The following is a 25205-nucleotide window of genomic DNA, read 5'->3' as shown; positions in this document are numbered from 1 at the left end:
GCCTGCCTGGTCAAGAACCGTGCTGTTCATGGCCGCTCCACCACGTGGCTCGGGGAACCGTACGAGCCGGCCCCAAGCAGTCGTTGATCGGGCCTCGCTGGGTTCAGTCCGAGGGCTTGTTGTTATCACATATCGCGATTACCTTGAGCCCATCCGCGCCAGAGGAGGCTGTCATGGCAGACCAACCCACCCCCGTCACCTATGAAGTGGACGGATTCACCGTCACGGCCATCAGCAAGGGGGTGGCCCGAGCGGGTAGTCCGCTCATCGCGGCGCTGCCCGGCGGTACCTACGGTTCCCGCTACTTCGATGTCGCCGGCTCCGGACACGAGTCCTTCATGGACCTCGCCGCGGCCAACGGCTACGAGGTCGTCAGTTTCGACCGGCCCGGCTACGGCGGCAGTACGCCCTTCGACCCGGGGGAGAACACTTTCGCGCACCACGCCCAGGTGCTCAGCGCCGCCGTCACCCAGGCGGCCGGGGGCCGCCCGGTGCTCCTGGTCGGCCACTCCATCGGCGGCATGATCGTGCTCTTGATCGCGGCGGGCAGTCCGGAGTTCCGACTCATCGGTGTCTCGGTCACCGGGATGGGCGCAGTGATCCGCAGTGGCGGCCCGGCCGAGGCGCTGGCTTCACTGCCGGCCGATGCGACCGTGGACCTCCCCTACGAAGAGCGGGACAAGGTGATGTTCGGCCCGGAGGGCACCTTCACCACGGAGGGACTGAAGCAAGCCCACGACTCCTACGCGCCGGTGCCGGTGCGGGAGTTGATCCAGGCCCCGCGCTGGCCCGAGGACACCCTTCCCGGAATCGCTCCACTCCTGGACATCCCGGTCCACAACGCCCTCGGCGAATACGACGCCCTGTGGGACAGCACCGCCGAGAACGTCGCGCGCTTCGCGGCGCTGCTCACCGCGGCCCCGTTCGTCGACGCGAGCATCGCCCGCGGAACCGGGCACAGCATCGACCACCACACCCTCGGCCGCGCGCTGCACCTGCGGCAGCTGGCCTTCGCCGAGGATTGCGCCCACTGGGCGCGGCAGGCCGCGGCACAGGACGCGGAGGACGGCAGCGATGGCTGACTACCAGGTCGTCATCGCCGGCGGCGGTCCGGTCGGGCTCGCCGCAGCCGTCGAACTCGGTCGGCGCGGCATCCACGTGCTGGTGATCGAGCCGCGCGTCACCGTGTCCCATGCACGGCCCCGCTGCAAGACGGTCAACGCGCGATCGATGGAGCACCTCCGCCGCTGGGGGCTCGCCGACGAACTGCGCAAGCGCGCTCCCCTCTCCACCGACTGGTCACAGGACGTCGTTTTCTGCACCTCATTGACCGGCCGAGAACTGTCGCGCTTCTCCGGCGTGCTCGGACTGGTCGCCGAGGGGGACCGGTTTCCCGAACTCGGTCAGCAGGCTCCCCAGTACGTCCTGGAGGAGCTGCTGCGCGACTCCGTCGGCGACCTGCCGTCCTGCGAGCTGCGCACCGGCCTCGCGGTTACCGACCTCCAGCAGGACGCCGCAGGGGTGACGGTGACGGCAACCGACACCCACGGCACCTCCACCAGGGTCACCGCCGAGTACCTGATCGGCTGCGACGGACCGCGCAGCGCCGTCCGGCCCCTGATCGGGGCGGCGTACGACGGGGAGCACGCACTGCGCCCCAACTTCGGCATGGTGTTCCAGGCGCCGGGGCTCTCGGAGTTGGTGCCGCACGGTCCCGCGGTGCACTACTGGGTGATCAACCCCGATGCCCCCGCGCTGCTCGGCCCCCTCGACCGGGAAGGCACCTGGTGGATGATCGCCTTCGGGGCCGACGCCGAGACCGGGGCGCGGGACGCCGGACAGCTCATCGACGCCGCCACCGGCACGACCACCGGGGCGGTGATCCTGTCGACCGACCCGTGGACGGCGCGGATGCAGATCGCCGACCGGATGCGCGACCGCCGGGTCTTCCTCGCCGGCGACGCTGCCCACCTCAACCCGCCGCTGGGCGGACACGGACTCAACACCGGCCTCGGCGACGCCGTCGACCTTGGCTGGAAACTGGCGGCCGTCCTCGACGGCTGGGGCGGTCCCGCCCTGCTCGACAGCTACGCCGGCGAACGCCGCCCGATCCAGGAGCGGGTGATCAGGGAGGCGACCGCCAACATGGCCGTCACCTCGGCCGAACTGCTCGCCGACAACCTCGACGCGGCCGACGAGGACGGGGAGCGGGCCCGGCTCACCGCAGGGGAACGCATCCAGGCCACCAAGCGCGCCGAGTTCCACTCGCTGGACCTGGTGCTCGACATCCGCATCGAGGAATCCCCGGTCATCGCCCACAATCCGAGCGCCCTGGCGGGCTCCCGGCTCCCGCACGCATGGCTGGACGGCCAGTCCCTCTACGACGACCTCGGTTCCGGCTTCACCTTGCTGGTCCTGGCCGACCTGGCAGCCTCCGAGGCGGTCCGCATCGGGCAGGCCGCACACAGCCGGGGCGTCCCGCTAAGCACCGTGAACCTCAGCGGCCACCACCTCAGGGACCGCTACGGCGCCGACCTCGTCCTGGTCCGCCCCGACCAGTACGTGGCCTGGGCGGACGACCTGGCTCCTGAGCCGGCCCGGCTGATCGACCTGCTGCGCGGCGAATGCCCGGTGGCAACGCAGGGTGCGACCACGTGAAGATCATCGCCCTTGAGGAGCACTTCGCCGATCCGGCCGTCAGCAAGGCCGCCGGCCCCGCCGCCCACGCGCTGAGCCCCGGCTTCGGCCTCGCCTACGCTCCGGCCGCCGGCCTGACCTACTGCCCGTCCTTCGAAGAACTGACGGACCTTGCCGAGGGCCGGCTCGCCGCCATGGACGCAGGCGGCATCACCATGCAGGTGCTGTCCTGCCTGGGCGCCCAGCAGGTTCCGGCGGAGGTGGCCCCCGACCTCATCCGCGCCGCCAACGACAGGTCCGCCGCGGCGGTCAGGGCCCACCCCGACCGGTTCGCCGCGTTCGCCGCGCTGCCGACCACCGCACCCGAGGCCGCAGTGGCCGAACTAGACCGCTGCGTAGGCGAGTTGGGTTTCGTCGGCACCATGATCCTGGGCCGCACAGAGGGGGATTTCCTCGACGCGCCGCGCTTCGACCCGATCCTGGCCAGGGCCGCGGCCCTCGACGTCCCGGTCTTCCTGCACCCCGGCGTGCCGCCGCGCGAGGTCACCGACAGCAACTACGCCGGTGGCTTGCCATCCGTCGTCGCCACCCGGCTGCAGACCAGTGCCTGGGGCTGGCACCAGGAGACAGCCGTGCACTTCCTGCACCTGGTCCACTCCGGCGTCTTCGACCGCTACCCCGACCTGCAGGTCATTCTGGGCCATTGGGGCGAGATGATCCCCTTCTACCTGGACCGCGTCAACGAGGCCCTCCCGCAGCAGGCCACCAAGCTGGACCGCTCCTTCCACGAGTACTTCCGGGAGAACGTCCACGTCGCCCCCAGCGGCATGTTCAGCCAGGCCCAACTGCGGTTCTGCCTGGAGACGCTCCCCCTGGAGCGCATCGTCTTCGCGGTGGACTACCCCTTCATCGGCAACCAGGGCGCCCTGCCCTTCATCGAGGGAGCCGACCTCCCTGAGGAGTCCAAGCGCAAGATCGCCCATGAGAACGCCGAGCGCCTGCTGCGGCTGTGACCGCGGGCCGGGGGAGCGGCGGAACCGCGGGGCTCAGCCGTAGGTCTGGGTGATCTGCTTGTACTCGGTGAAGTCGTCGAGGCTGGCGACCCCGCCCAGCCGGCCCAGGCCGCTGCTCTTCCAGCCGCCCTCCTCGGTCTCGACGGCGAGGTTGGCCCAGCTGTTGACGGAGATCAGTCCGGCGTCCAGACGGCGGGCCACCCGCACCGACCGGTCGGCGTCGCGGCTCCAGACACAGGCGCTCAGGCCGTACTCAGTGGCGTTGGCAAGGGCGACGGCCTCGTCCTCGGTGCTGAAGCGCTCGGCCACCTGCACCGGACCGAAGACCTCCTGCTGGACGATGGGCAGCGAGGTGTCGGTGACCTCCAGCAGGGTGGGGTGGTAGAAGGCGCCGCCGGCCAGGGCCGGGTCGGTGGCCGGGCCGCCGCGCACCAGCGGCTTGGCGCCGGCCGCGATGGCGTCCTCCACCAGCGCGTCCACCCGGGCAACGGCCGCCTTGTCGATCAGCGGGCCGATCTGGCTCTCGGAGTCGGCGGCCGGTCCGGGCTTGACCTGGCTGAGCCGCTGGGACAGCCGGTCGAGGAAGGTGTCGGCGATCTCGTCCTGCAGCAGGATCCTGCTGCCGGTCATGCAGAACTGTCCGGCGAATACGGTGCAGGAGGCGATGACGGTCTCCAGTGCGACGTCCAGGTCGGCGTCGGCGAAGACGAGGTGCGGGGTCTTGCCGCCGAGTTCCAGGCCCACCCGCTTGAGCAGTGGTGCGGCGTTGCCGAGGATCACCCGTCCGACGGCGGTGCTGCCGGTGTAGCTGATGGTCGGCACCTGCGGTGAGCTGACCAGAAGGGCGGCGCCCTCGCTGCCGGACTCGATGAAGATGTTGACCAGCCCGCGCGGCAACTCCGCGACGGAGGCCAGGATCTCGGACATCACCCGGGCGGTGTGCGCGGCCTGGGCCGGCATCTTGAGGACCACGCTGCACCCTGCCGCCAGGGCAGGGGCCACCGAGCGGATCGAGAGGTAGGCGGGGGAGTTCCAGGGGGTGATGATGCCGGCCACGCCGATCGGCTGGCGGATGGACATGGTCTGCTGACCGGGGTTGGCGGTGGTCACCCGGCCGAAGCTCTGCAGGGCCAGTCCGGCGGCGAAGCGCAGGGCGCGCGGGATGAAGTGCACCTCGTAGCCGGCTTCGCCGCGCAGCTTGCCGTTCTCCAGACACAGGGTGTCGACCAGCTCGCCGGTGCGTGCCTCGTAGGCGTCGGCCAGGTGGTGCAGTGCGGTGGCGCGCAGCATGGCGTCGTCGCGCCAGCCGCTGGTCTCGAAGGCGTGGACGGCGGCGTCGATGGCGGACTGGGCCGCCGCCCGGTCGCCGTCGGTGAAGCTGCCGATGGTCTCGCCGGTGGCCGGGTTGATGCTGGGCGAGCCGGGGCTCTGGACATCGGCCCACTCGCCGTTGATCCAGTGCCGTGCTTGCTCAAGTCGGTGTGCCATGCGTTCGCTCTCCGTTCTGGTGGCCCGGCCTGATCCGGGTCGCTGAGGGTCGGCGGTGGTCAGGGCGGTGCGGGTACTGCGGTCAGAGTCGCAGCAGTGCTTCGGCGTTGCCGCCGGCGATCTTGTGGCGGTCGGCTTCGCTGACCGGGGCGGTCCGCAGGAACTCCGTGGCGGTACCCATCTCCTCGAACGGGTAGTCGGTCCCGAAGAGGATCTTGTCCGCGCCCAGTGCGAGCAGGGCGCAGAGCAGCGGCGGTGCGTCACAGACGCCGCTGGTGGTGATGTAGAGGTTGTGCCGCAGGTACTCCGAGGGGTTGCCCCGGGCCAGCTCGACGCCGTGGTGGTTGTGGAAGCCCCAGCGCGAGTCCAGCCGCCACATGACGTAGGGCAGCCCTTCGCCCATGTGTCCGAGCAGCAGCTTGGCGTCCGGGAAGTCGTCGAAGACTCCGCCGAAGACCAGCCGGAGCACGTGGGAGGCGGTGTCGGTGCCCCAGCTCCACATCGGGCCGACCATCTCCGGGTGCCCGTTGAGCACGTGTGCGGTGTCGGCGCCGTTGGCCGGGTGCAGGTAGAGCGGGACGTCGAGTCCGGCGGCCTGCTCCCACACCCCGCGCAGGGTGGGGTCGTCCAGGTAGCGGCCCTGGGTGTGGGCGTTGACCAGCGCACCCTTGAGGCCGAGCTGGGTCACCGCGCGCTCCAGCTCCTTGGCCGCAGCCTGCGGGTCCTGCAGCGGCAGGGCGGCGAAGCCGGAGAAGCGGTCGGGGTTCTCGGCGATGGTCGCGGCGAGCAGGTCGTTGACGGCGGCAGCCTGGCGGACGGCGACTGCCGGGTCCTTCTCGGCCTGGATGCCCGGCGAGTTCAGCGACAGCACCTGGACGTCGAGACCGGCGGCGTCCATGGCGGGCAGTCGCTCCTCGGTGAGGTCGAGCAGCAGCCGGGAGGCCGCGGCCCAGCGTTCGGGCTGGGCGATCGAGGCCGATCCGGCGCCGTAGGCGGCCATGCCGGCAGTGACGAAGTGCTCCTCAAGGCCGATCGTGCGCATGTGTCTCGGCTCCTCTGCGTTCTGCGCTCACATCCGCGGTTTCACTATTGTGCATTGACTTCACGGATGATGGAACTTAGCGTCCCGGATGTCAACGGTGACGACAGAGGAGGTAAAGCGACATGTCTACGACGACGGATGTCGTGGTGATCGGCTACGGGCCGGTGGGCATGGTCACGGCCGCGCTGCTGGGGCGGGCAGGCCACCGGGTGACGGTGCTGGAGCGCTACTCCGGGCTCTACAACCTGCCCAGGGCGGCCAGCTTCGACGACGAGACGATGCGGACCTTCGCCCGCCTCGGCATAGCCGAGGAACTGCTGCCCAAGGTCCGGGTCCAGCAGACCTACGAGTGGACCGGCGCCTCGGGGGCCCTGCTGATGGAACAGCACTTCGAGGAGCAGGGCGCCAGCGGTTGGGCGGAGTGGTACATGATGTACCAGCCCGATCTGGAGGACGCCCTGGACCGGCTCTGTCGCACCCTGCCGAACGTGGAGGTCCGACTGGACTCGCCGGTCGTCGGCATCGACCAGGACGAGGAAGCCGTCGTGGTCACCGTCGAGGGCGGTGGGAGTGCGACCGCGCGCTACGCGGTGGCGTGCGACGGCGGCAACAGCTTCACCCGCGCCGCCCTTGGCGTCGGACTTGACGACTACGGCTTCTCCGAGCCGTGGATGGTGTGTGACTTCCGCCTGCGCGGACCCTCCTTGGCCCCCGCCGCGCGCCAGGTCGGCGACCCGCTGCAGCCGACGTCGATCATCTCGCTGGGCCCGGACCACCACCGCTTCAGCTTCATGCTGGACTCGGTCGGCGACTTCGGGGTCGAGAGCACCCCCGAGAAGGTCTGGGAGCGGGTCGCGGACTACGTCACCCCGGGCGAAGCCGAGTTGATCCGGGTCGCCACCTACACCTTCCGCTCGCTGATCGCGCACCGTTGGCGCAGCGGCCGGGTCCTGCTGGCCGGGGACGCCGCGCACCAGATGCCCCCCTTCCTGGGTCAGGGCATGTGCTCGGGCATCCGCGACGCCCAGAACCTGGCCTTCAAGCTCGACCGGGTGCTGCTGCGGACCGCAGACGCCGGACTGCTCGACACCTACCAGGCCGAACGCGAGCCGCACGTGCGCGCCGTCACCGAGAAGGGCATCGAACTGGGCCGGCTGCAGACCACCAGGGACCCGATCGCCGCGGCCGAGCGTGACCGAAGGCTGCTGGTCCAGCGCAGTTCGGGCGAGCAGCGGGAGAAGATCCGCTTCCCCGCACTGACCTGCGGCCTGCTGGCTGAGGGGTCGCTGCCGGGTAAGGGCTCGCTCTCCTGGCAGGGGGTCGTGGACGACGGAACCGCCCGGGGCCGCTTCGACCAGGTGTTCGGCGACGGGTTCGCGTTCCTGGCGACTCCCGGGGCCGTCGCGGACCTCGGCTCCCTCGCCGAGGAGTTGGAGCGCGCCGGCGTGCGGGTTGCTGCCATCTCGGCGGACGGCCCGCTGGCCGACGTGGACGGCACCTACCGGCGCTGGTTCGCCCAGAACGGCTGGTCGGCGGTCGCCGTGCGACCCGACTTCTACGTCTACGGCGCGGCCGGAGGAGACCTCCACCCCAACTCTCTGGCCCAGGACCTGCTCGCCGCCCTCGCCCTCCCGGCTGCCGCCGTATAGTACGGATCATGGCCGCAGACGACATCGACGACGCGCGTCAGGGCATCCAGTCCGTCGAGAACGCGATGACGGTCCTGCTGGCTCTGGAGGAGGGCACGGGGCCGATGAGCCTCACCCAGATCTCAGCGGCGAGCTCGATGGCGCCCAGCAAGGCCCACCGCTACCTGGTCAGCCTCGGCCGGGTCGGCCTGGTCTCCAAGTCCAAGAGCTCCGGCCTCTACGACATGGGCCCGTCCATGCGCAGGCTCGGCGCCGAGTCCCTGCGGCGCATGGACGAGTCCGGGCTCGCCTCCGAATACCTCCCCGAACTGCGCGACCGCACCGGACACACCGTCAACCTGGCGGTCTGGGGCGACCACGGGCCCATCATCGTGCGCTGGGACTACGGCTCCCACGCCCTGCCGATCACCATCCGCGTCGGCGCGACGATGCCGCTGCTCACCTCCTCGATCGGCCGGATCTTCCTGGCCCACCTGCCGGCCGCCATCACCGACCCGGTGCTGCTCGGCCAGGCCGAGACCACCGAGCAGACCGGCCTGACCGACGAGCAGGTCGAGACGATCAAGTCTGACACCCGCCGTGACGGCTACGCGGTCACGTCCGGCGGTGTGCTCCCGGGTGTCTCCTCCGTGGCGGCCCCGGTGTTCACGGCCACCGGGGCACTGCCGCTGGCCGTGGCGCTCGCGCTGCCTACCCGCCAGGCCACCGAGGAGACCGTACGGAGGCTCACCGAGGAAGTGTGCGCGACCGCCCTGGCCATGTCCGCCGAGGTTGGGCACAGGAACCCGCCGTCGCCTCCTGCGGCGGGACACCCGTAGGGATGACAGTGCATCAGTACTGATGCCCGCGGCGTCGGCCGATGATCCATCCCGGGACACGATGGGACCCTGGGGACAAAGCCGCGAGACGGGGCGTGCGGAGGACGCTTACCGGAGTGCCAGGACTGCGACCTCCCAACCGAAGCCGACGACCAGTCGGCCGTCCTGGCACAGGGTCAGCGCGCCGATCGGTCCGGGGAACGCCAGCGGGCTTCCGAGGGGCCGGCCGTCGGTCAGGTCCCACACCTGCACGGTGCGGTCCCTGCTGCCGCTCACGGCCACCGGCCGCCCGTTCACCACGCCGGTTGCCACCGCTTGGACCCGATCGGTGTGCGCGGTGTGCGGTGCGCCGACCGGCTGGCGGGTCGCCAGGTCCCAGACCTGCACCGTGGTGTCCCAGCCGCCGACGACGGCGACCGGCCGGCCTTCCACCTGTGCGGTGGCCACGGTCCTGGCCATCGCCCGCACCAGGCCGATGGTGCCGGTGAGCGGACTGCCGAGAGGGGTGCCGGATGCCAGGTCCCACAGGCGCACCGTCGTGTCCCAGCTGCCGGTGACGGCGACCGTGCGGCCCTCCAGCTCCGCGGTGGCCACTGATCCCACCTGGCCGTAGTGGCCGGTGAGGGGCTGGCCGATCAGGCGGCGGGTGGCCAGGTCCCAGACCCGCACGCTTCCGTCCTCACCGCCGGCGAGGGCCACCCGCGTTCCCCCGAGCGTCCCCACCGCCAGGGACCGCACCGGACCGGTGTGGCCGACCAGGGGTTCCCCGAGAGGTTGGCCGGTAGCCCCGTCCCAGACCCGCACCACGTTCTCCCAGCCGGCGGTGAGGACTGCGGGCCGGCCGTCCACCAGGGCACCGGCGAGCGCCTCCACCGACCGGGACGGGCTGATCACGGCCTCGGCGCGGGGCCGGCCGGAGGCGAGGCCCCACACCCGCACAGTGCCGTCCCGGCTGCTGGTGACCGCGGCCGGCAGGCCGCCCGGTTCCGTGGACGCCACGGCGCGCACCTCGCCGGTGTGACTGCGTGGGACTCCGGCGACAGGGAGGGAGGGTGAAAGGTCCCACACGCGCGCCTCTCCGTCCTCGTTACCGCCGGTCACAGCGACCGTGCGGCCGCCCACTACGGCGGTGGCCACGGTCCAGACCCCGTCGACGTGGCCGGTGAGGGGAGCGCCTACGGGGCGGCCGGTGCGCAGGTCCCAGACCCGCACGGTGCCGTCCAGGCAGCCGCCGACGGCGACGGGGCGGTCCTGCACCGACCCTGTCGCCAGCGCGTAGACCGTTTCGTCGGGGCCGATGAGAGGCTCCCCGACGGGTCGTCCGGTGGCCAGGTCCCACACCCGCGCTGTCGCGTGCCGGCTGCCGGTGACAACGACCGGGCGGCCGTCCACCTGCGTGGTCGCCAGGGCCCAGACGCCTTCGCCGCAGTCGGGGAGCAGGCCGAGGGGCTGCCCGGTGGCGGGGTCCCACACCTGGACCGTCCCGTCCCACTTCCCGGCCACGACGACGGGCCGTCCGGCCATGACGGCCGTCGCCAGGGACTCCACCGGGCCGTTGTCCCCGGTGAGGGTCTCGCCGACGGGCTGCCAGGTCGTCAGGTCCCAGATCCGCACAGTCCCGTCCCGGCTGCCGCTGACGGCGTGCAGGCGTCCGTCGAGTACCGCCGTCGCCACCGCGCCGACGACTTCGGTATGGCCCGTCAGGGGCCTGCCGACGGGCTGGCAGGTGGCCAGGTCCCAGACCCGGACCGCCCCGTTCCGGCTGCCGCCGACGGCGACGGTCCGGCCTCGGAGCACTCCTGTGGCCACCGCACGGACCTCGCTGTCCCCCATGGGGAGTTCGCCGACCGGGCGGCCGGTGGCCAGGTCCCACACCAGGATCGTGCGGTCGTCGCTGCTGCAGGTGACGGCCACCGGGCGGCCCTCGACCGCTCCCGTCGCCACCGAGCACACCCGTTCGGTGTGGCCGATCAGAGCCTGCCGGAAGCGGTGGTCGACCGTGCTGCCGGTCGCCCACGCGACCGTCCACGCCCTGCGCGCCCCGTCGCCGACGGGTGCAGCGGCGATCCGCGCGGACAGGCCCAGATCTCCGAAGCGGGCGGCGTCCAGAGCCAGCAACTGTCGGCGGCCCTGCGGACCTGCCTGCCCGTGCAGATGCGCCGAGGCCCGGTACACCGCGTCCGCCAGTCGGGCTGCGGGCCCGGGGGTCCTGGCTAGTTGTTCCCGGACCTGCTCGGGGGCAGCGGTCACCAGGAACAGCGGATCGGTCGGCAGTGGGGCCTGGGGGCCGCCCGGCAGCCGGTGTCCCGTCATCAGTGCTTCCCCCCTGGGGGGCGCGTAGCCGCGGGGCGCCTGCGGTACCACGGGCGGCGCGCGCGCTGCCACAGGACGTAGAACAGGCCGGCGCCGAGCGGGACCTGCAGAGCCCTTTGGAGCACAGGGGCGCCGGGGTCGCCTCCCCGCCCGACCGTCGCCAGCCCCCGCGGGTCGACGGTCACCGTGTAGGTGCCGCCCACCTTCCAGTGCCAGTCGGCGAAGGTGCCGCCCCGCACCTGGGTCAGCGGCGGACCGTCGAGAACGGAGACCGTGTAGTAGTCGACCTCCCCGGCACTCATGCCGTCCTGGGACTTCTGGACGCCCAGGACCCTGACGTGCCCGGTGCGCCCGAAGCGGTGCAGTGCCTGCTGGTCGACCTCGGACCGCTGCAGGGCCAGTATCCCCAGCAGCAGCAGTGCGCCCAGGCACCACTTGAGGCTCGGGAAGCCACAGACCGCGGGCAGGAAACAGCCGAGCAGAAGCGCGAGCGTACCCGCGAAGTCGATCCACTCGGCGTTCTGGGAGAAGGATGCCTGTGCGATCAGGTGTACGACTGCCCATAACCCGTACGCCCCTGCGAGGCTCGCCGCCGCCGGCGCCAGTATGCGGACCGTTCTTTCCAAGCCCATGTCCATGACCGCCTCCGCTCTGCGCCCGGGCAACTGCCCTTCTCACAAGGTATGGATTGTTCAACGATCCATCAAGGGGTCCCCTCCCTTTGTCTTGCGGTCGTCCCTCGAGCTGTTCCCCCGGCGGCAGAGGCGGAGTAACTTTGTTCAACGAGATTCCGGCACGGCCAGTAGACGGCCGACACCCGAGGACGGTTAGATGACCACGAGCACGCCCCTTGGCTGGGTCGCGGCACTCGAGCGGGCCAAGGATCCGCTCCGTCACGGCAGCACCGCCGAGAGGGTGGCCGACGTCCTGAGGGAGCAGGTGACGGACGGTCACATCCCTCCCGGCACACGGCTGTCCGAGGAGACCGTGGGGGCAGCCCTGGGCGTTTCCCGCAACACCCTGCGGGAGGCGTTCCGACTCCTCTCCCATGAGCGGCTGCTGGTTCACGAGCTGAACCGAGGAGTGTTCGTCCGCACCGCGCACGCCGAAGACGTGGTCGAGCTGTACCGGTTGCGCCGCCTGGTCGAAGGTGCTGCCGTCCGGGAGGTCGCCAGCGCTCCGGACCGGGCGATCGACGAGATCCGCAGATCCGTGGAGCGGGGAGAACGTGCGGCAGCCGAGCGGCGCTGGCCCGATGTCGCCACGGCCGACCTGCACTTCCACCGCGGGATCGTGCGGCTGGCCGGATCGCCGCGACTGGAAGCCTTCATGGACCGCGTCCACGCCGAACTGCGCCTCGCCTTCCATGCCATGGGCGATCCGCAGCGCTTCCACGCCCCCTACGTCACCCGCAACCGCGAACTCCTGACGGCCCTGCAGGCAAGAGACGCCCGCCAGGCGGAGATCCACCTGGCGGTCTACCTCGGCGACTCCGAGCGCCAACTGCTGCGCGCCTTCGAGGACGCCCCCCGGACCTGATGCGGCAAGGGTCCGCGATACCAGGGCGGCGAACACAGGATCGCCCGGCCGGGTGGCCGGGTGCTGCGGCGGTGGCGCTGGGCCGGGATCGCGGTGGCGGGTAGGGCTCTGGTCACGCCTCGGACAACCGGTGAGCTGCGGAAACAGGTGCGGTGGAGTGATGGAAAGCCATCCGAACGAGGTTCTGGAGCAGCATAGTTGACTATTAATCAGGAGAAATCGACATGAGGCCGCTGCTGCTCATAGACGTGGACGGCCCGCTCAATCCGCATGCCGCGACGCCATCCCGTCGCCCGGCCGGTTACGCCACCCACCGGATGCGCCCGACCGGTTGGGACGCCCCGCACATCGAGCCGCTGCGAGTCTGGCTCAACCCCGACCACGGGCCCGCGCTGGTGGCGCTCCCGTTCGAGCTGGTCTGGTGCACCACCTGGCAAGCCGAAGCCAACGAGTGGATCGGCCCCCATCTCGGGCTTCCCGTGCTGGAGCACGTGCCGTTCGAGGAAGTCCGGCTGCCGTCCCGCAAGGACGGGACGTACTTCAAGACCCACGAGGTCGTCCGCTGGGCTGCCGGTCGCCCGTTCGCCTGGGTCGACGACGAAGTGACCGACGCGGACCGGGAGTAGGTCGCCGCCCACCACCCGGGTCCAGCGCTGCTGCTGACCATCGACCCCCGCATCGGGTTGCTTCCGGCCGACTTCGAGCAGCTGGCGGAGTGGGCCGCCGGCCTGGCGAAGGACGACGGCCTCGCGCCGCTCGGGCGGGACGCCAGCGACGGAGGCCAAGATGGCTGAGACCGAGTAGTCAAGTGTGTGTCTGTGCACCCATCCGGACACCCCAAGTCTACCGGCGTCCGCCCCTGTGGGACAGTCCCTGCGCGGGCACCAAAACCGCAGCCCAGAGGGGGTTTTGGGGCTCCATGGAGCGCATTCCGGCCGCGCGGTGCGCGGTCGGCTGACCCTGCCTGCGGCGCTAGTGGATCTTGTCTGAGCATGATCGTTTCCAGGCCGCATACCTCGCCGGTCGATGGCCGAGACGCACCCTTGACCGCTGCATTCAGGCGTAGGCACCATGGCGGAGAACATTTCGAGAATCTTCGAGCTAGGAGACGCTATGCGCGCTCGGTTCCTCGGCAAAGACCCTGAGTCGCAGGTGGGCCAGTCGCCTACCCTGTTCGCGACCGACCGCACGGACCGCATCACCTACATTGCGCAGGGGTGGAAGGTGACGGACCCGCAGACGCTGGCCGACATCGGCCCGGTGCCCGACCACGAGACCCTGATTGAGATCCCGGAGGACGTCATCAAGATGTACGCCCTCCGCTACTTGGAGCAGGAGGGGGAGCGCTGAGTCTGCTCCTGGGTGACGAGTTCGGCGAGCTGTTCCGCACCTTCAAGCACACGGCCTTTCGCTTGGAAGTGCGTGACCGCTACGACTCGGCGTACGAAAATTCGTCGCTCCAAAAGTTTGTTGCGGGCGAGGATGATGACCTTCCCTGGATGCAGGATTGGCTCGTCATGATCCGCGAAGCAACAAGCAAGGGGCTGCGCTTCTCCCGAGTGCGCGTCGTCAGTCTGCCGCTCACCGACTACAGCCGATTCGGTATCTGGTGTGCGCAGTTCACCAACGGCGCGGGCGAGGAAATCCGTTACCTCACCCGTGACGTGGCTGGCCAAGAGGGCCTGCCGAACCATGACTACTGGCTGTTCGACTCGCGTAAGCTGATTCGGATGCACTTCGATGACGCAGACCGGTTCCTTGGCGGCGAGCTGATCGAAGACCCTTCGGAGATCGTGCAACACAACTACTGGCGTGATGTCGCTTGGCACCACGCTGTTCGACGGGATGACTTTGCGACCTAGTCATACATCGGGCGTGTCCAACGTGCATGAAGCACGTAGCGCCCTCGGGCAACGACTCCGCGAGCTGCGCCTAAGTGCTGGTCAAACCGGCAAGCAGCTAGCGGAGTCGTTGTCGTGGCCACCCTCCAAGGTGTCGAAGCTGGAGAACGGCAACCAGACGCCGACCGACGAGGATATCCGTGGTTGGACTCGGACCGTCGGGCGCGAGGAAGAAACCGAGGGCCTACTTGCATCGCTGCACACCCTTGAAGTGCAGCATGCAGAGTGGCAACGGCAGTTTAAGGCGGGACTCAAGTCACACCAGAATGAGATTGCCGAACTAGACGCAAAGACTCACCTGTTCCGTGCTTTTGAAGCCACGGTCATTCCCGGCCTGCTCCAGACTGCCGAGTACGCGCGTGCTCGCTTTGCTCAAGGCATCACGATGTTCAAGGTGTCCAACGACATCAACGAGGCGGTGCGGGCACGCTCGCAGCGCCAAGAGATCCTGTACCGGCCGGATAAGCGATTTCACTTCGTTCTAACCGAAGCAGCGTTGCGTTTTCAGCTCTGCGCACCAGAGGTGATGATCGGTCAGCTTGACCGGCTGGTCACCCTGTCTGCCCTACCTAACGTCCGGCTTGGCATCATCGGCTTTGAGACGCGGTACGTTGTCGCACCCTGGCACGGGTTTTGGATTCTGGACACCGACCGCGTGATGGTCGAGACCTTCTCGGCAGAGCTGAACCTTGCCCAACCGCAAGAGATCGAGCTGTACGGCAACGTCTTCGACCAGCTCGCTGCCGTGGCCAGCTACGGGCGTGCTGCCCGCGCGATCATCACGCGGGTCATTGATGATCTCGCACCCGACGAGTCCGAGGCTGGCGCGTAATTTCGGAGAACATGCGCGGCTTAGGTATTGCTAGAAATACGGAGAAATTTTCTGTACGGGCACTGACGGTGACCCCTACCCTCCGGAAGAGACCGCGATTTCGCGCCCTCCGTCTCCGGGAGGAATCCAGGTGCCCACCTTCGTACCTCTGCTCAACAAGGAGCAGATCAGCCGGTTACCCGAGAAGGCCCGTGAGGTTGTCGAGTACCGCAAAAGCGGCTTGAGCCTCAACCACGTCCAGGGGTGCCCGCTGGACTGCGCGTACTGCATCCGGCACACCTACGGTCTGTGGGATGCGCGTCAGCCGCGTGCGCTCATGACCGACGCCGAAGCCGTCGCAGAACTGGTAAATCACCGGTACTTCCAGCCGCACGTGACGCCAATCCAGGTGTTCAACCGGGCAACCGACCCGTTCTTGCCCGCCGTCCGGCCGCACACCTTCGCGGTCTTGGAGGACCTGGACGCGCGTGGTCTGCGTAATCACGCGCTCGTCATCACCAGGCACCAGATGAAGCCGGAAGACAGCGACCGGCTCAACCGGCTGGCCTCCGTCAAGGTGACGTTGCTGTTCACCTACTCGGGCATCGAGAACAAGGACATTGAGCCCTACCCGTCGCACGTGGCGGCAGAGTCCTTGAAGCTCATGAGCGCCCCGCGGGAGCGTCAGTACCGGACGGTTCTCTACTGGCGTCCCCTGGTTCCTGGTCTGAACGACTCACCCGAACACCTCGACCGGGCATACGAGCTGAGCCAGCACGCCGACGCCACGGTCTTCACGGGGCTGTTCTACCGGGACCAGATCGCCGACTACTACCGGGCGAACCAGCTGCCCGAGCCGTACGATGAGACTGCCCGGCGCAAGATTGTGCCCGAGACGCTGGAAAGGCGCGTCCTTTCAACCTTCGCCGGCGGGGAGTCCTTGTTCCGCAAGACCTCGTGCGCGGTGTCGTACGCACATGGAGAGCCCGACTACAACGGGCACTACGGCATTCGAGAACTGTGCGACATCTGCCCCCTGGCACAGCTCGACCTCTGCGCGTCGGCGCATCGGGTTCCGACGACGGACGGCATCCGGGAAGTCGCCCGGACCTTGCCCGAGGCGAGCGGCCTGGTGGTCGTCGACATCACCGAGCGCGCGGCGATCGTCTCGGGGCTGGCCGAGGAGCAACCGCGCTACTACCTGCAACACGCGCTCGGCTTCCAGGTGCACGACGTTCGCCATCCACACCACGACCGGCAGCATGGCCGGGCGGACATCGGATGGAAGGAACCAACGTCATGACGAACTGGACCAGCCTGAGCTACGTGGTCGTAGATGTTGAGGGGAACGGCCAGCAGCCGCCTGACTTGGTAGAGCTGGCCGCCGTGCGCATTGACGGTGGCATCATCGGGTCACTCTCGACCTGGTTGGTTCGGCCGACCTACCCGATTACGCCCCTTGCCGAGTCGATTCACGGCATCAGCAACAAGCAGGTTGCCGACCTTCCCACCTTCGATGACGTCAAGGCGGACGTGCTGCGCGCGCTGGAAGCTGACGCTCTGGTCGCGCACAACGCGCACGTGGATGTTGGTGTCCTTCAGCGCAAGTTGGGGGAGTGGGAGTGCCCCGAGGTCTTCGACACGCTCAAGCTCTCCCGTCGCCTGATCCCGCACCAGATGAGCTACAAGCTTGGTTCGCTGGTCGAGGCGTACAAGCTGGCTGAGGGGATGCCCGAAGCTCTCAAGCCGCACCGTGCGACGTATGACGCCTTGGTTGCCGCGCGCCTCTTTCTCTACATGGCGAACCGATCGAGTGCGGTGCCGCTGTCCCTCGAAGTCCTCCGCAACCAACCACCGGACGGGGGCGACAGTGAAGCTGCGACCCTTTTCTAGTCACGCCCGAGGTGTGTTCGTCAGCATCGACGGCCCCAGCGGCGCGGGTAAGACGACCATCATTCACCACCTAAGGGCTGTCCCGTAACACTGGTGGAGTTGCGCCGCTGAGCTTCGGTTGAGGGACTGCGGTCAGGTATCCGCGCGACTTCTGCCGACACCTGTGGCAGCCTGCCGACATGGCAGAGCTGCGAGAACATGCGGGCCGTCACTACGCCGTCCAGTTCCACTACGCCTTGCCGGATGACGCCTGGGCCGTAGAACTGAGCGAAGCTGTCCCCGCGCCGGCTGCGTGGGCAGAGATACCCAATGCAGAGACCCACTTGCCCGGGCCAGCCTTCCTGGTGGCGTTCGTCCCCGATGAGGACCCAAATCTGGAGCCGACCGTCCACATTCACAGCCACGACGAGCACGTGATCCCCTACGAGATCATGCGCTGGTTCATGGAGCAGGTCGGCGAGCAGGTCGAACGCTGCGGCGCTGCCTACGAGCAGGTGGATCGCGAAACGGTGGAATGATCTCGGGATGGCTGGTGTGATCACGGCGTCGGAGCCGTCCTGGATAGCCCCGTTCACCGGGTTGACGCCTCGTTCGTTCGGAAAGCTGCTCACGGCTCTGCGCCGCGAGGGGGTCGATGCCCCGCGGCCGGACAGGCCGTGGTCGTTACCCCTGGAGGACCGAGTCCTGCTGGTGGCCGCCTACTGGCGGACCAACCTGACGCTTCGCCAGCTCGCACCGCTGTTCGGGGTCTCCAAGTCGGCAGCCGACCGAATCATTGACCAGCTCGGACCCCAACTCGCCCTCAAGCAGCGCCAGCGCTTCCGCAAGGACGCGGTGCTCATCGTGGACGGAACCCTGGTCCCCACCCGCGACCACAGCATCGCCGAGCAGTCCAAGAATTACCGCTACTCAACCAACCACCAGGTCGTCATCGACGCCGACACCCGGCTGGTCGTCGTCATCGGCAAGCCGCTGCCGGGCAACCGCCACGACAGCCGGGCCTGGAGCTAGTCCGGCGCGAAGGCCGCCGTCGCACAGACCATGACCATCGCCGACGGCGGCTACCTGGGCACCGGCCTGGTCATCCCGCACCGCCGCCCCGCCGGCGGAGAGCTGCCTGCCTGGAAGAAGGACCACAACCACTCGCACAAACAGGTCCGCGCCCGCATCGAACACGTCTTCGCCCGCATGAAGAACTGGAAGATCCTCCGCGACTGCCGCCTCAAAGGCGACGGCGTCCACCACGCCATGCTCGGCATCGCCCGCCTGCACAACTTCGTCCAGGCCGCATAACCCGCAGGCCTCACCAAGGGATCGGCATGACTGAACCGACGCCCTGATCAATTACGGGACAAGCCTTAGAAGGCCGATCCCACCACACGTGGCGCCCCTGATTGATGGTGACGTCTCAGAGGAGCCCGCGGGGCGCGTTAAATGGGCCGGAGCTATAGGGCTCGGGTGGTGCTCCAGGGGCGTCTCTACCTAGCCTTCAGGAGTGCGGCCAGGGACACCCCGAGGAGCAAGCCGAGGAGCAGGAACAGAAGGCGCGGCAAGTCGACGCCGCGCATGTCCAGCCTGTCTATGAGCCTGGCGCGGTTGGCAGGAGCGGCGACGTGAACGGCCGGTGCAGCCCCGGCGGTCGTCGGTTCGATGGTCGGGCTATTCACCAGCTCGTCAGTGAGCCGCTTGATCGCGTCGTCTTCCCTGCGGAGCAACGTGCTGTGGCTCACCGGGAGTTCAGCCGACCGGCCAGGATGCGGCTGAATCAGTTGCTGTCGACGCCACTTGAGCCCCTGGCCTGGCGGATACCCGATGGCCAGTGCGCTGCGGAGGGCAATGCCGTGGTCTTCACCCCCAAGCGCCTCGCACAGGATGGTGAGGAGCTTCACGGCCTGGTCGCCGTCTTCCGCGTGTAGCAGCTCCATGAGGAGCGGCTCCGCTTCGAGCTTCGCGGCTGTCAGGCCGACACCAGCTCTCAGGTTGATGAAACCCTGTCTGACCTGCTCTTTAGTCCCCATGAATGCCACCGTCTGCTCAAGTGGTCGGTATGACGGTATGCCCGGAATCCAGGCTTCAAACACCTACCAACTGAGGTGTGACACCTGGAAAGCCTCGACCGACGCCAGCATTGAGCCGACAGTGAGTTCACGGCACCCAAGGCGGTGGCGGTGGGTCTAAGGAGGCGCAATTTCAACAGAGTGCGGCTTGCTAATTAAATACCCCTGATTTATTGTAAGGGCATTATTTAGTAAGCAGGATCAATTCACTATGCGTAAGTTACTACCGAACACCAAGGGCTTTGGCCTCATTGCCGTATTGGCTTTCGTCGTCGTGCTGGGCGTCATTGGTGGCGGTGGCGCATATGTGTATCACCAGAATCGCAAGGCCAAGCCTGCGGCTAAAGCGAGCACGAGTAAAAGCAGTGGCACCGACTCAACTAAGTCTGCGCCTGCTGCGTCAACAACAGATCCAGAAAAGTTCAAGGTGTCACAGCTAGGGATTGAGATCAACAATGTCCCTGCCAGCATCCGGGGTCTAACCGACCATGTTGCAGCTTCGGACTCCGGGGGCACAGTCCTATACTTTTCGACAGCCAGCTTGACTGCATTAGATTCAAATTGCTCTGCCATTACTGGCAGCGTCGGATCTTTAGAGCGGATCTCTGGATCTTACCACCATCTCAGGATTACGTAGCTATCTTCGTTAAGCAGTTTCCCGGCTTCTGGATTGGCTACACGGCATCGCACGCACTTTGCTCGTCAAATGACCAGTTACAAGCCGTCCAGGGGTCTCAGAGTGCAGAATTTGGGAATCTCGTGACCAATGCCGAAAATATTCAGCTACTCAACTAGCCCTACTTCCTGACGGCCAATAGAGCAGCTCAATAATTTTGTTTCGCGTATTTCCATTTTCATGTTATAAATACCCAGGCAAGTGTGAACGCCAATATAGAGGTGTTTCAATCGTCGTGATTTCGCCGACGGCCACTTTGCACCTTAAGTACCTACAACTCCCTGAAAGGGGGGGTAATGGCGCATGTCCAAAACTGGATGCGGCTCCTAGCGAGTCGTTTCCCGGTGGTCCTCGGAGCAATGATTTTGTTCCTTGGTTTCACCGATACGGTCAACGTTACGTCGGCCTCGGCTACTGACCCCGGCTACCCCTGGGCAAGTGCTGGGTGTGGCACCGCAACCTCGTGCAGCGGTACGAGTGGCACCTTCGGGTGGTACTTCGATGAGAACGGCGACGGCCATCTGACCGGCGGCGCTTGCGACTCCGGCAGCCCCTCGGGTGAATGCTATGACCCCTACGGGTACGAGTACCGTAACTGCACGTCATACGTCGCCTGGCGTCTCGTGTCGCAGGGCATTTCCTCGACACTCGTCAGCGGCCGAGGCAACGGTGGCGAATGGGATGACCCGTCCCACGCCACTGGCGTGACCTACACCAGCACACCTGAAGTCGGAGACGCGGCCATCATTGAGCCGACGTTGTCCAACCCCTACGGCCATGTCGCTTACGTCGAAGACGTTCAGTCAGTGAGCAGTGGCTACCAAGTCAAGGTCTCCCAGTACAACGGGGGCTATGACGGCACCTACTCAGAGAGCGGCTGGCAAGCTGCTTCCCACTACGGCAACTACGTTGACTTCAACGGAGTGGGCACCACGTTGAGCGGCGGTTCCAGCGGAGGTTCGGGCGGAAGCACCGGCACAAGCATCCATCAGACCGACGCGATCAACATGCCTGACGGCAGCCTGAACGTGTTCGGCATCGCGGCGGATGGTCACCTGTACCAAGACGCCTGGAACTCAACCTACGGTTGGTCCGGGTGGATCGACCGTGGTACCGCTGGCGGTGGACTCGTCGGTTTGCCTGACGCTCTGGTGATGCCTGACGGCAGCCTGAACGTCTTTGCTAGCGACGGCAACAGCGTCATCTGGCAACAGGTGTATTCCGGCGGCACGTGGAACGGCTGGAACAACCGGGGACGCGGTGGTCCTAGCCTGACCGGTGGTGTCGACGCTCTGGTGATGCCTGACGGCAGCCTGAACCTGTTCACCAACGACGCGGGCACCCTGTACCAACAGGCGTGGTCTTCGGCGAACGGGTGGTCCGGTTGGATCGGTCGAGGCAGTGGCACTGGTGGTTTCAGTAGTTCGCCGTATGCGGTGGTGATGCCTGACGGCAGCCTGAACGTCTTCGAGATCACCACTCCCGGGCGCTTCGAGCAGCAGGTGTACTCCGCTGGCACGTGGAACGGCTGGAACGACCGGGGTACCGCTGGCGGTGGACTCGTCGGGACACCGGCAGTTCTGGTTCACCCCAACGGCAGCATGGACCTGTTCGCGGCCGACACCTCTGGTGTCATCTGGCAGCAGGCTTACAACCCCGGCCCTGGGTGGAGTGGTTGGATCAACCGAGGACGTGGAAACACGGCCGCGAGTGGTTCACCCGTTGCAATCCAGATGCCTGACGGTAGCTTCAATGTCTTCGCTAACAACAGCGGGACGCTTTACCAGCAGGCATACAGTTCGGCGAATGGTTGGTCCGGGTGGATCGGTCGAGGTGCCGCGCGCAATGGCTTCGTGGGAACACCCGACGCGTTGGTGATGCCTGACGGCAGTCTCAACGTCTTCGGCGTGACCGGCGATGGCCACATCGAGCAGCAGGTCTACTCCACGGCCTGGAACGGCTGGAACGACAAGGGCCTCGCTGGCAGCGGCTTCTAAGTAGGTACACAACAAGGTTGGGTAGTGGTCGATCACCGACACACGCTCATCCTGCGTAGGGACAAGAAGGTAGGGCTCCAGGCATCCAGCCTGTGAGCCCGCCTCTTGTCCCTACGTTTCTACTCCATTTATCAACAGGAACCATCCACCAGTCCGGGCACCGCTGGCCCGACTGGTCATCGCTTCTGCCTCCGGGCGCGCTGAACCAAGCCGTCTACCCTGCCCGCCGGCCTCTGTCTGTATGGGACGCTTCTGCCGCCCAGTGGCGCCTGGCTGATGGTCCGACTCAAGCGACGACCGCGGGGCGCACTGAATGAGCCCGACCTAGAGGTCGCGGCCGGCGTGCTCTAGGTGGGAGCGACCTCAGCCAGCGCGGGAGCTGCGGTTGCCGCAGTCGCTCACGCGGTGCGGACAGCAGTCAAACTGCCGCCGCCAGGTACATCCGCATCAGGGTGTCGTAGTCGATGATCTCGAAGGGCCGTTCAAGACGCGTCGCCTCGCGCACCTTCTCCGCGTCGAAGTTCTCGTCGCTTCCCACCACGAGTACCAACTCCGGGATGGTCGGCGCTTCGCCTAGCAACTCTTGGGCGGCCATGAGGTTTTTGGCGAAGCCGAAGTACTCCTCGTAGTTCGCCAGCTGGTACTTTCCCTCAGCTACGGAACCAATCAGACCCCTGCGACGGTGCTCACCCTTGGTGAGGGACTTCTTGTCCAGCAACGGTAGCTTGAACTCTACGATCTTCCAGACACCAGCCCTCGTGCGGAGGAGTACGTCAGGCTGGATGTAGAGCTCTGTTGGATCGGGGTTTCCCTCCCGCCACGCAAGCAGCGGCTGATAGAAGACCTTATCGGCGTCGAAAGTCCGCTCGATGATCTCAGAGCGGGAGTCCAGCCTCGGCCCCGCTGCGGTCTACACGTGCTTCATGGAGGACCACGCCGCCTGCCAAGAGCACGGCTAGGTCTGCACCTGCGGGTGCCACGCAGCGAAGGAGCCGGCCACATGAGGCCCGGCCAGTGCGGCGACGACCCGTGCATCCGACCCACCCCCGGTGACCGGGTCGAGGTCGACCCCCACGTGGGCGACAGCACCCGTGCGGAGATCGAGTACGCCCGGTGGCTCGGCCTTCCCGTGAAGTTCACCCACCCCGCCGCCGACCCCGGCCGGGAGGCGAACCTGTGACCGACACCGACATCCTGGCGGCTACGATCCGGCGAGGTCTGGACGCATTGGCCGCCACCGCGCAGGCAGCGGCTGATGAAACCGACCCCGACTGGCACGCCGGCGGTACCGCCGAGGGAGTGGTTCCGACGCGGAGTCCGTGTACCTCGGCGGCCTGGAGGTGGACCTGGGCGTCGGTGAGGCCACACCGGAACACGTCGCCAACCACGACCCGAGGAGGGCGCCGGCCCGGGTGGCCCGTGAACGGCGACTGCTGGACCTGCTGCTCGCCGAGAAGCACCAGGTCCCGGGCGGCTTTGCCGGCGGCTTCCTCCAGGCTCCCGACAGCGGAGCCGAGTGACGCGAATGCCTCGCCGAGGTGGAAGCTGACTTCCGGGGTCAGGCCGTCCATTTCGGTGATCGCGTCGCTCAGGCGCTGCTGGAGTGCTTCGGTGTCGGCGGCGAAAGCACGCAGGCGGTCGGATTCCTGGGACATGGGTCTCCTCGGGGCGTGCGCGGGTGGGTGTTCAGGCTAGCGGCGCACCGCGCCTCGCGGGTTCCCACCAGTGCAGTCGCCCCTTGGCCTGTTGTCCGGATGCGGCGGTCACCCGGTGCCTCCGAGCAACGCTGCTTGATCGTCGGACATCCGAGTCTCCTTCAACTTGATCCCAAAGCATGGGAATTGGGCATCGCAGTACGTGTTGGTGCGGCGGGGCGTGGTAGGCATAGGGCCATGGAAGATGCCATCGCCGACGTGCTGACGGCCAGCATCTGCGCAGCCGGCCTGGTGGCCATGGCGATCAGCCTGCGGAACGGTGCCCGTAGACGGCGCGCTGCCCTCGCCGCGCAGTGGGAGCACCTGGTGCGGATGCGCGCCGACCCGCGATCCCGCGGTGCCGAGCTGGTGCGGGTGGTCCGGGTCTACCAGCGGGCTGCTCGCGGCTCGAAGGCCCTGGTGGCGTGGGCCACCGGCGGCGCCCAGCAGGATGCCTGGTTCTGGTTCTGGGCCGTGCCGGTCGGAGCCCACGTCCTGGTGCGCAGCACCATCGGCTACGGCCCGCACAACCGGAACCCGAGCGTGCTGTATGTGCGGCAGGAGGACGTGCTCGCCTGGGCCCCGGCTGGGGCGATGACCGCATGGCAGGCGGCCTCCGGGAAGGGCCGCTGGCGTCGCGGGGGCGCGGCTCGGACGTGAGGAGGCCGGTCCTGTCGGGCCGGTGTTCTCGGTGCCCGGCGCGCAGTGGTCGGCGATGGACCAGCCGACGACTTTGCGGCTGAAGCAGTCCAGGACGGTCGCCAGGTAGAGGCACTCCCCTCCTGTCAGGGGCAGGCAGGTGATGTCGCCCATGTACCTGCCGCCTGGTTCGATGGCGGTGAAGTCCCGCCGGAACAGGTCCGGGACCTGCTGTGCTGCCGGGTCCGCGATGGTGGTGCGGACCCGTCGGCGCAGGCGGATGCCGGCGATGGAGTGTGCGCGCATGACGCGGGCGACACGCTTGTGGTTGACCTGCCTGCCGCTCTCGCGCAGTTCCGCGGTCACCCTGGGCGACCCGTAGGCGCCGCCCGAGCCGGCGTGGATGGCGCGGATCTCCTGGGCGAGGGCCTGGTCCGCGCGGTGGCGGGCGGCCCTGGCGTCGGCTCCGGCGAGCCACTTGTAGTAGCTGGACCTGTTGAGGTCCAGGACCTGGCACAGCCGCTTCACCTCGTAGGTGTTCCGGTGGTCGTGGGCGAACTGGAAACGGCTCACCAGTGCGTCTCTCCGGCGAAATACTTGGCCGCCTTGCGTAGGATGTCCCGCTCGGTGGCCAGCTTCCGCTCGCTGGCTTCAAGCTCGGCGACCACGATGCCGCGGCGATCGCGGTCCCGCAGCACCCATTCACGCAGGGTCGCCCTGTTGATGCCCAGGTCAGCGGCGATGTCCTTGTACGTCGCCCCGGGCGTGGACTCGTACAGGGCCACAGCGTCGGCCCTGAACTCGTCCGAGTAGTCCTTCATCGCCATCGGCGGTGTGCTCGCTTCCTCCGGATCAAGCAGATCCAGTATCAGCGTGTCCACCCATCAGGGCGATGGCCCGCCTGTCGCCCGAGGGTCGGATCACGCCAGCTCAGAGGCCATCCGAATGATTCTGACGCTCCATCAGCATGGCTGGCCCATCCCAAGCAATCGTCTGATTTACCGTCCGAGAACACATCCCGCTGCCTGCTTAAGGACT

22 protein-coding genes and 3 pseudogenes are annotated in these 25205 nt (G+C 67.6%); 18 read left to right on the top strand and 7 right to left on the bottom strand.

Annotated elements, in window-relative coordinates; genetic code table 11:
* The first annotated feature begins 173 nt into the window (after nt 1-173).
* The 3 genes from ACEZDG_RS04215 to ACEZDG_RS04205 are packed head-to-tail and all read left to right on the top strand — an operon-like array spanning nt 174 to nt 3650.
* Nucleotides 174-1082: an alpha/beta hydrolase gene (locus ACEZDG_RS04215; protein ID WP_380502397.1), complete on the top strand. Its 909-nt coding sequence runs from the start codon at nt 174-176 to the stop codon at nt 1080-1082.
* The gene (locus tag ACEZDG_RS04210) at nt 1075-2658 is read left to right on the top strand and encodes an FAD-dependent monooxygenase (protein ID WP_380502393.1); all 1584 of its coding nucleotides are present in this window, start codon (nt 1075-1077) and stop codon (nt 2656-2658) included. The genes ACEZDG_RS04215 and ACEZDG_RS04210 overlap by 8 nt, the downstream gene beginning before the upstream one ends.
* Nucleotides 2655-3650 (top strand): amidohydrolase family protein, encoded by a 996-nt coding sequence (locus tag ACEZDG_RS04205; RefSeq protein ID WP_380502390.1) that lies wholly within the window; start codon nt 2655-2657, stop codon nt 3648-3650. Before ACEZDG_RS04210 ends, ACEZDG_RS04205 begins: the two co-directional genes overlap by 4 nt.
* 33 nt (nt 3651-3683) lie before the next feature.
* Here ACEZDG_RS04205 and ACEZDG_RS04200 read toward each other — a convergent pair whose 3' ends face one another.
* Together ACEZDG_RS04200 and ACEZDG_RS04195 are read right to left on the bottom strand one after the other, a co-directional pair.
* Nucleotides 3684-5138: an aldehyde dehydrogenase family protein gene (locus ACEZDG_RS04200; RefSeq protein WP_380502388.1), complete on the bottom strand. Its 1455-nt coding sequence runs from the start codon at nt 5136-5138 to the stop codon at nt 3684-3686.
* An 82-nt stretch (nt 5139-5220) separates the two neighbouring features.
* On the bottom strand, nt 5221-6180 hold the full coding sequence (locus tag ACEZDG_RS04195) for an amidohydrolase family protein (protein WP_380502386.1): 960 nt from the start codon (nt 6178-6180) through the stop codon (nt 5221-5223).
* Nucleotides 6181-6302: 122 nt separating this feature from the next.
* Between ACEZDG_RS04195 and ACEZDG_RS04190 the strand changes: the two genes are divergently transcribed.
* Both ACEZDG_RS04190 and ACEZDG_RS04185 read left to right on the top strand, forming a co-directional pair.
* Complete coding sequence (locus ACEZDG_RS04190; protein WP_380502384.1) at nt 6303-7829, top strand: bifunctional 3-(3-hydroxy-phenyl)propionate/3-hydroxycinnamic acid hydroxylase; 1527 nt, start codon at nt 6303-6305, stop codon at nt 7827-7829.
* An 8-nt stretch (nt 7830-7837) separates the two neighbouring features.
* Entirely contained in the window at nt 7838-8647 is an 810-nt protein-coding gene (locus tag ACEZDG_RS04185) for an IclR family transcriptional regulator (protein ID WP_380502382.1), read from the top strand.
* Nucleotides 8648-8755: 108 nt separating this feature from the next.
* On the opposite strand, the gene ACEZDG_RS04180 is transcribed toward ACEZDG_RS04185, so the two are convergent.
* Nucleotides 8756-10960, bottom strand: a complete 2205-nt coding sequence (locus ACEZDG_RS04180) for a hypothetical protein (protein WP_380502380.1) — start codon at nt 10958-10960, stop codon at nt 8756-8758.
* A complete protein-coding gene (locus ACEZDG_RS04175; protein WP_380502378.1) occupies nt 10960-11586 on the bottom strand; it encodes a hypothetical protein in 627 nt (208 codons plus the stop codon). Before ACEZDG_RS04175 ends, ACEZDG_RS04180 begins: the two co-directional genes overlap by 1 nt.
* Nucleotides 11587-11791: 205 nt before the next feature.
* On the opposite strand from ACEZDG_RS04175, the gene ACEZDG_RS04170 reads away from it, so the two are divergent.
* The 9 genes and pseudogenes from ACEZDG_RS04170 (at nt 11792) to ACEZDG_RS04130 (ending at nt 18397) form a co-directional block, all read left to right on the top strand.
* Nucleotides 11792-12499, top strand: a complete 708-nt coding sequence (locus ACEZDG_RS04170) for a GntR family transcriptional regulator (RefSeq protein ID WP_380502376.1) — start codon at nt 11792-11794, stop codon at nt 12497-12499.
* A gap of 224 nt (nt 12500-12723) precedes the next feature.
* Nucleotides 12724-13293: pseudogene (locus ACEZDG_RS04165) on the top strand (hypothetical protein).
* Nucleotides 13294-13570: 277 nt separating this feature from the next.
* On the top strand, nt 13571-13849 hold the full coding sequence (locus ACEZDG_RS04160) for a hypothetical protein (RefSeq protein ID WP_380502374.1): 279 nt from the start codon (nt 13571-13573) through the stop codon (nt 13847-13849).
* Nucleotides 13846-14361 carry a DUF6879 family protein gene (locus ACEZDG_RS04155; RefSeq protein ID WP_380503816.1) on the top strand — a complete coding sequence of 172 codons (516 nt, stop codon included), beginning with the start codon at nt 13846-13848 and terminating at the stop codon, nt 14359-14361. The genes ACEZDG_RS04160 and ACEZDG_RS04155 overlap by 4 nt, the downstream gene beginning before the upstream one ends.
* Nucleotides 14362-14374: 13 nt before the next feature.
* Nucleotides 14375-15232 carry a helix-turn-helix domain-containing protein gene (locus ACEZDG_RS04150; protein ID WP_380502372.1) on the top strand — a complete coding sequence of 286 codons (858 nt, stop codon included), beginning with the start codon at nt 14375-14377 and terminating at the stop codon, nt 15230-15232.
* A gap of 130 nt (nt 15233-15362) precedes the next feature.
* On the top strand, nt 15363-16514 hold the full coding sequence (locus ACEZDG_RS04145; protein WP_380502370.1) for a radical SAM protein: 1152 nt from the start codon (nt 15363-15365) through the stop codon (nt 16512-16514).
* A complete protein-coding gene (locus tag ACEZDG_RS04140; RefSeq protein ID WP_380502368.1) occupies nt 16511-17104 on the top strand; it encodes a 3'-5' exonuclease in 594 nt (197 codons plus the stop codon). The genes ACEZDG_RS04145 and ACEZDG_RS04140 overlap by 4 nt, the downstream gene beginning before the upstream one ends.
* A gap of 179 nt (nt 17105-17283) precedes the next feature.
* Nucleotides 17284-17622 carry a hypothetical protein gene (locus ACEZDG_RS04135; protein ID WP_380502366.1) on the top strand — a complete coding sequence of 113 codons (339 nt, stop codon included), beginning with the start codon at nt 17284-17286 and terminating at the stop codon, nt 17620-17622.
* Nucleotides 17623-17629: 7 nt separating this feature from the next.
* A pseudogene (locus tag ACEZDG_RS04130) lies at nt 17630-18397 on the top strand (transposase).
* A gap of 185 nt (nt 18398-18582) precedes the next feature.
* Here ACEZDG_RS04130 and ACEZDG_RS04125 read toward each other — a convergent pair.
* The gene (locus ACEZDG_RS04125; protein WP_380502364.1) at nt 18583-19122 is read right to left on the bottom strand and encodes a hypothetical protein; all 540 of its coding nucleotides are present in this window, start codon (nt 19120-19122) and stop codon (nt 18583-18585) included.
* A 1011-nt stretch (nt 19123-20133) separates the two neighbouring features.
* Here ACEZDG_RS04125 and ACEZDG_RS04120 point away from each other — a divergent pair.
* Nucleotides 20134-21834, top strand: coding sequence for a CHAP domain-containing protein (locus tag ACEZDG_RS04120; protein ID WP_380502362.1), 1701 nt, complete (start codon nt 20134-20136; stop codon nt 21832-21834).
* A 418-nt stretch (nt 21835-22252) separates the two neighbouring features.
* On the opposite strand, the gene ACEZDG_RS04115 is transcribed toward ACEZDG_RS04120, so the two are convergent.
* Nucleotides 22253-22552 carry a hypothetical protein gene (locus tag ACEZDG_RS04115; protein WP_380502360.1) on the bottom strand — a complete coding sequence of 100 codons (300 nt, stop codon included), beginning with the start codon at nt 22550-22552 and terminating at the stop codon, nt 22253-22255.
* Between the two features lie 282 nt (nt 22553-22834).
* On the opposite strand from ACEZDG_RS04115, the gene ACEZDG_RS04110 reads away from it, so the two are divergent.
* From ACEZDG_RS04110 to ACEZDG_RS04100, 3 genes are all read left to right on the top strand, one after another.
* The gene (locus ACEZDG_RS04110) at nt 22835-23014 is read left to right on the top strand and encodes a hypothetical protein (protein ID WP_380503875.1); all 180 of its coding nucleotides are present in this window, start codon (nt 22835-22837) and stop codon (nt 23012-23014) included.
* 139 nt (nt 23015-23153) lie between these two features.
* The gene (locus ACEZDG_RS04105; RefSeq protein ID WP_380502358.1) at nt 23154-23354 is read left to right on the top strand and encodes a hypothetical protein; all 201 of its coding nucleotides are present in this window, start codon (nt 23154-23156) and stop codon (nt 23352-23354) included.
* Between the two features lie 372 nt (nt 23355-23726).
* Nucleotides 23727-24188, top strand: a complete 462-nt coding sequence (locus ACEZDG_RS04100) for a hypothetical protein (RefSeq protein ID WP_380503872.1) — start codon at nt 23727-23729, stop codon at nt 24186-24188.
* A gap of 45 nt (nt 24189-24233) precedes the next feature.
* Here the strand turns inward: ACEZDG_RS04100 and ACEZDG_RS04095 are convergent.
* Nucleotides 24234-24994 (bottom strand): annotated as a pseudogene (locus ACEZDG_RS04095) (IS3 family transposase); the annotation flags it as partial.
* Nucleotides 24995-25205 lie beyond the last annotated feature (211 nt).

The organism is Streptacidiphilus alkalitolerans, from assembly GCF_042511045.1.
Classification (GTDB): domain Bacteria; phylum Actinomycetota; class Actinomycetes; order Streptomycetales; family Streptomycetaceae; genus Streptacidiphilus; species Streptacidiphilus alkalitolerans.
This window is presented reverse-complemented; position numbering and strand designations above follow the sequence as displayed.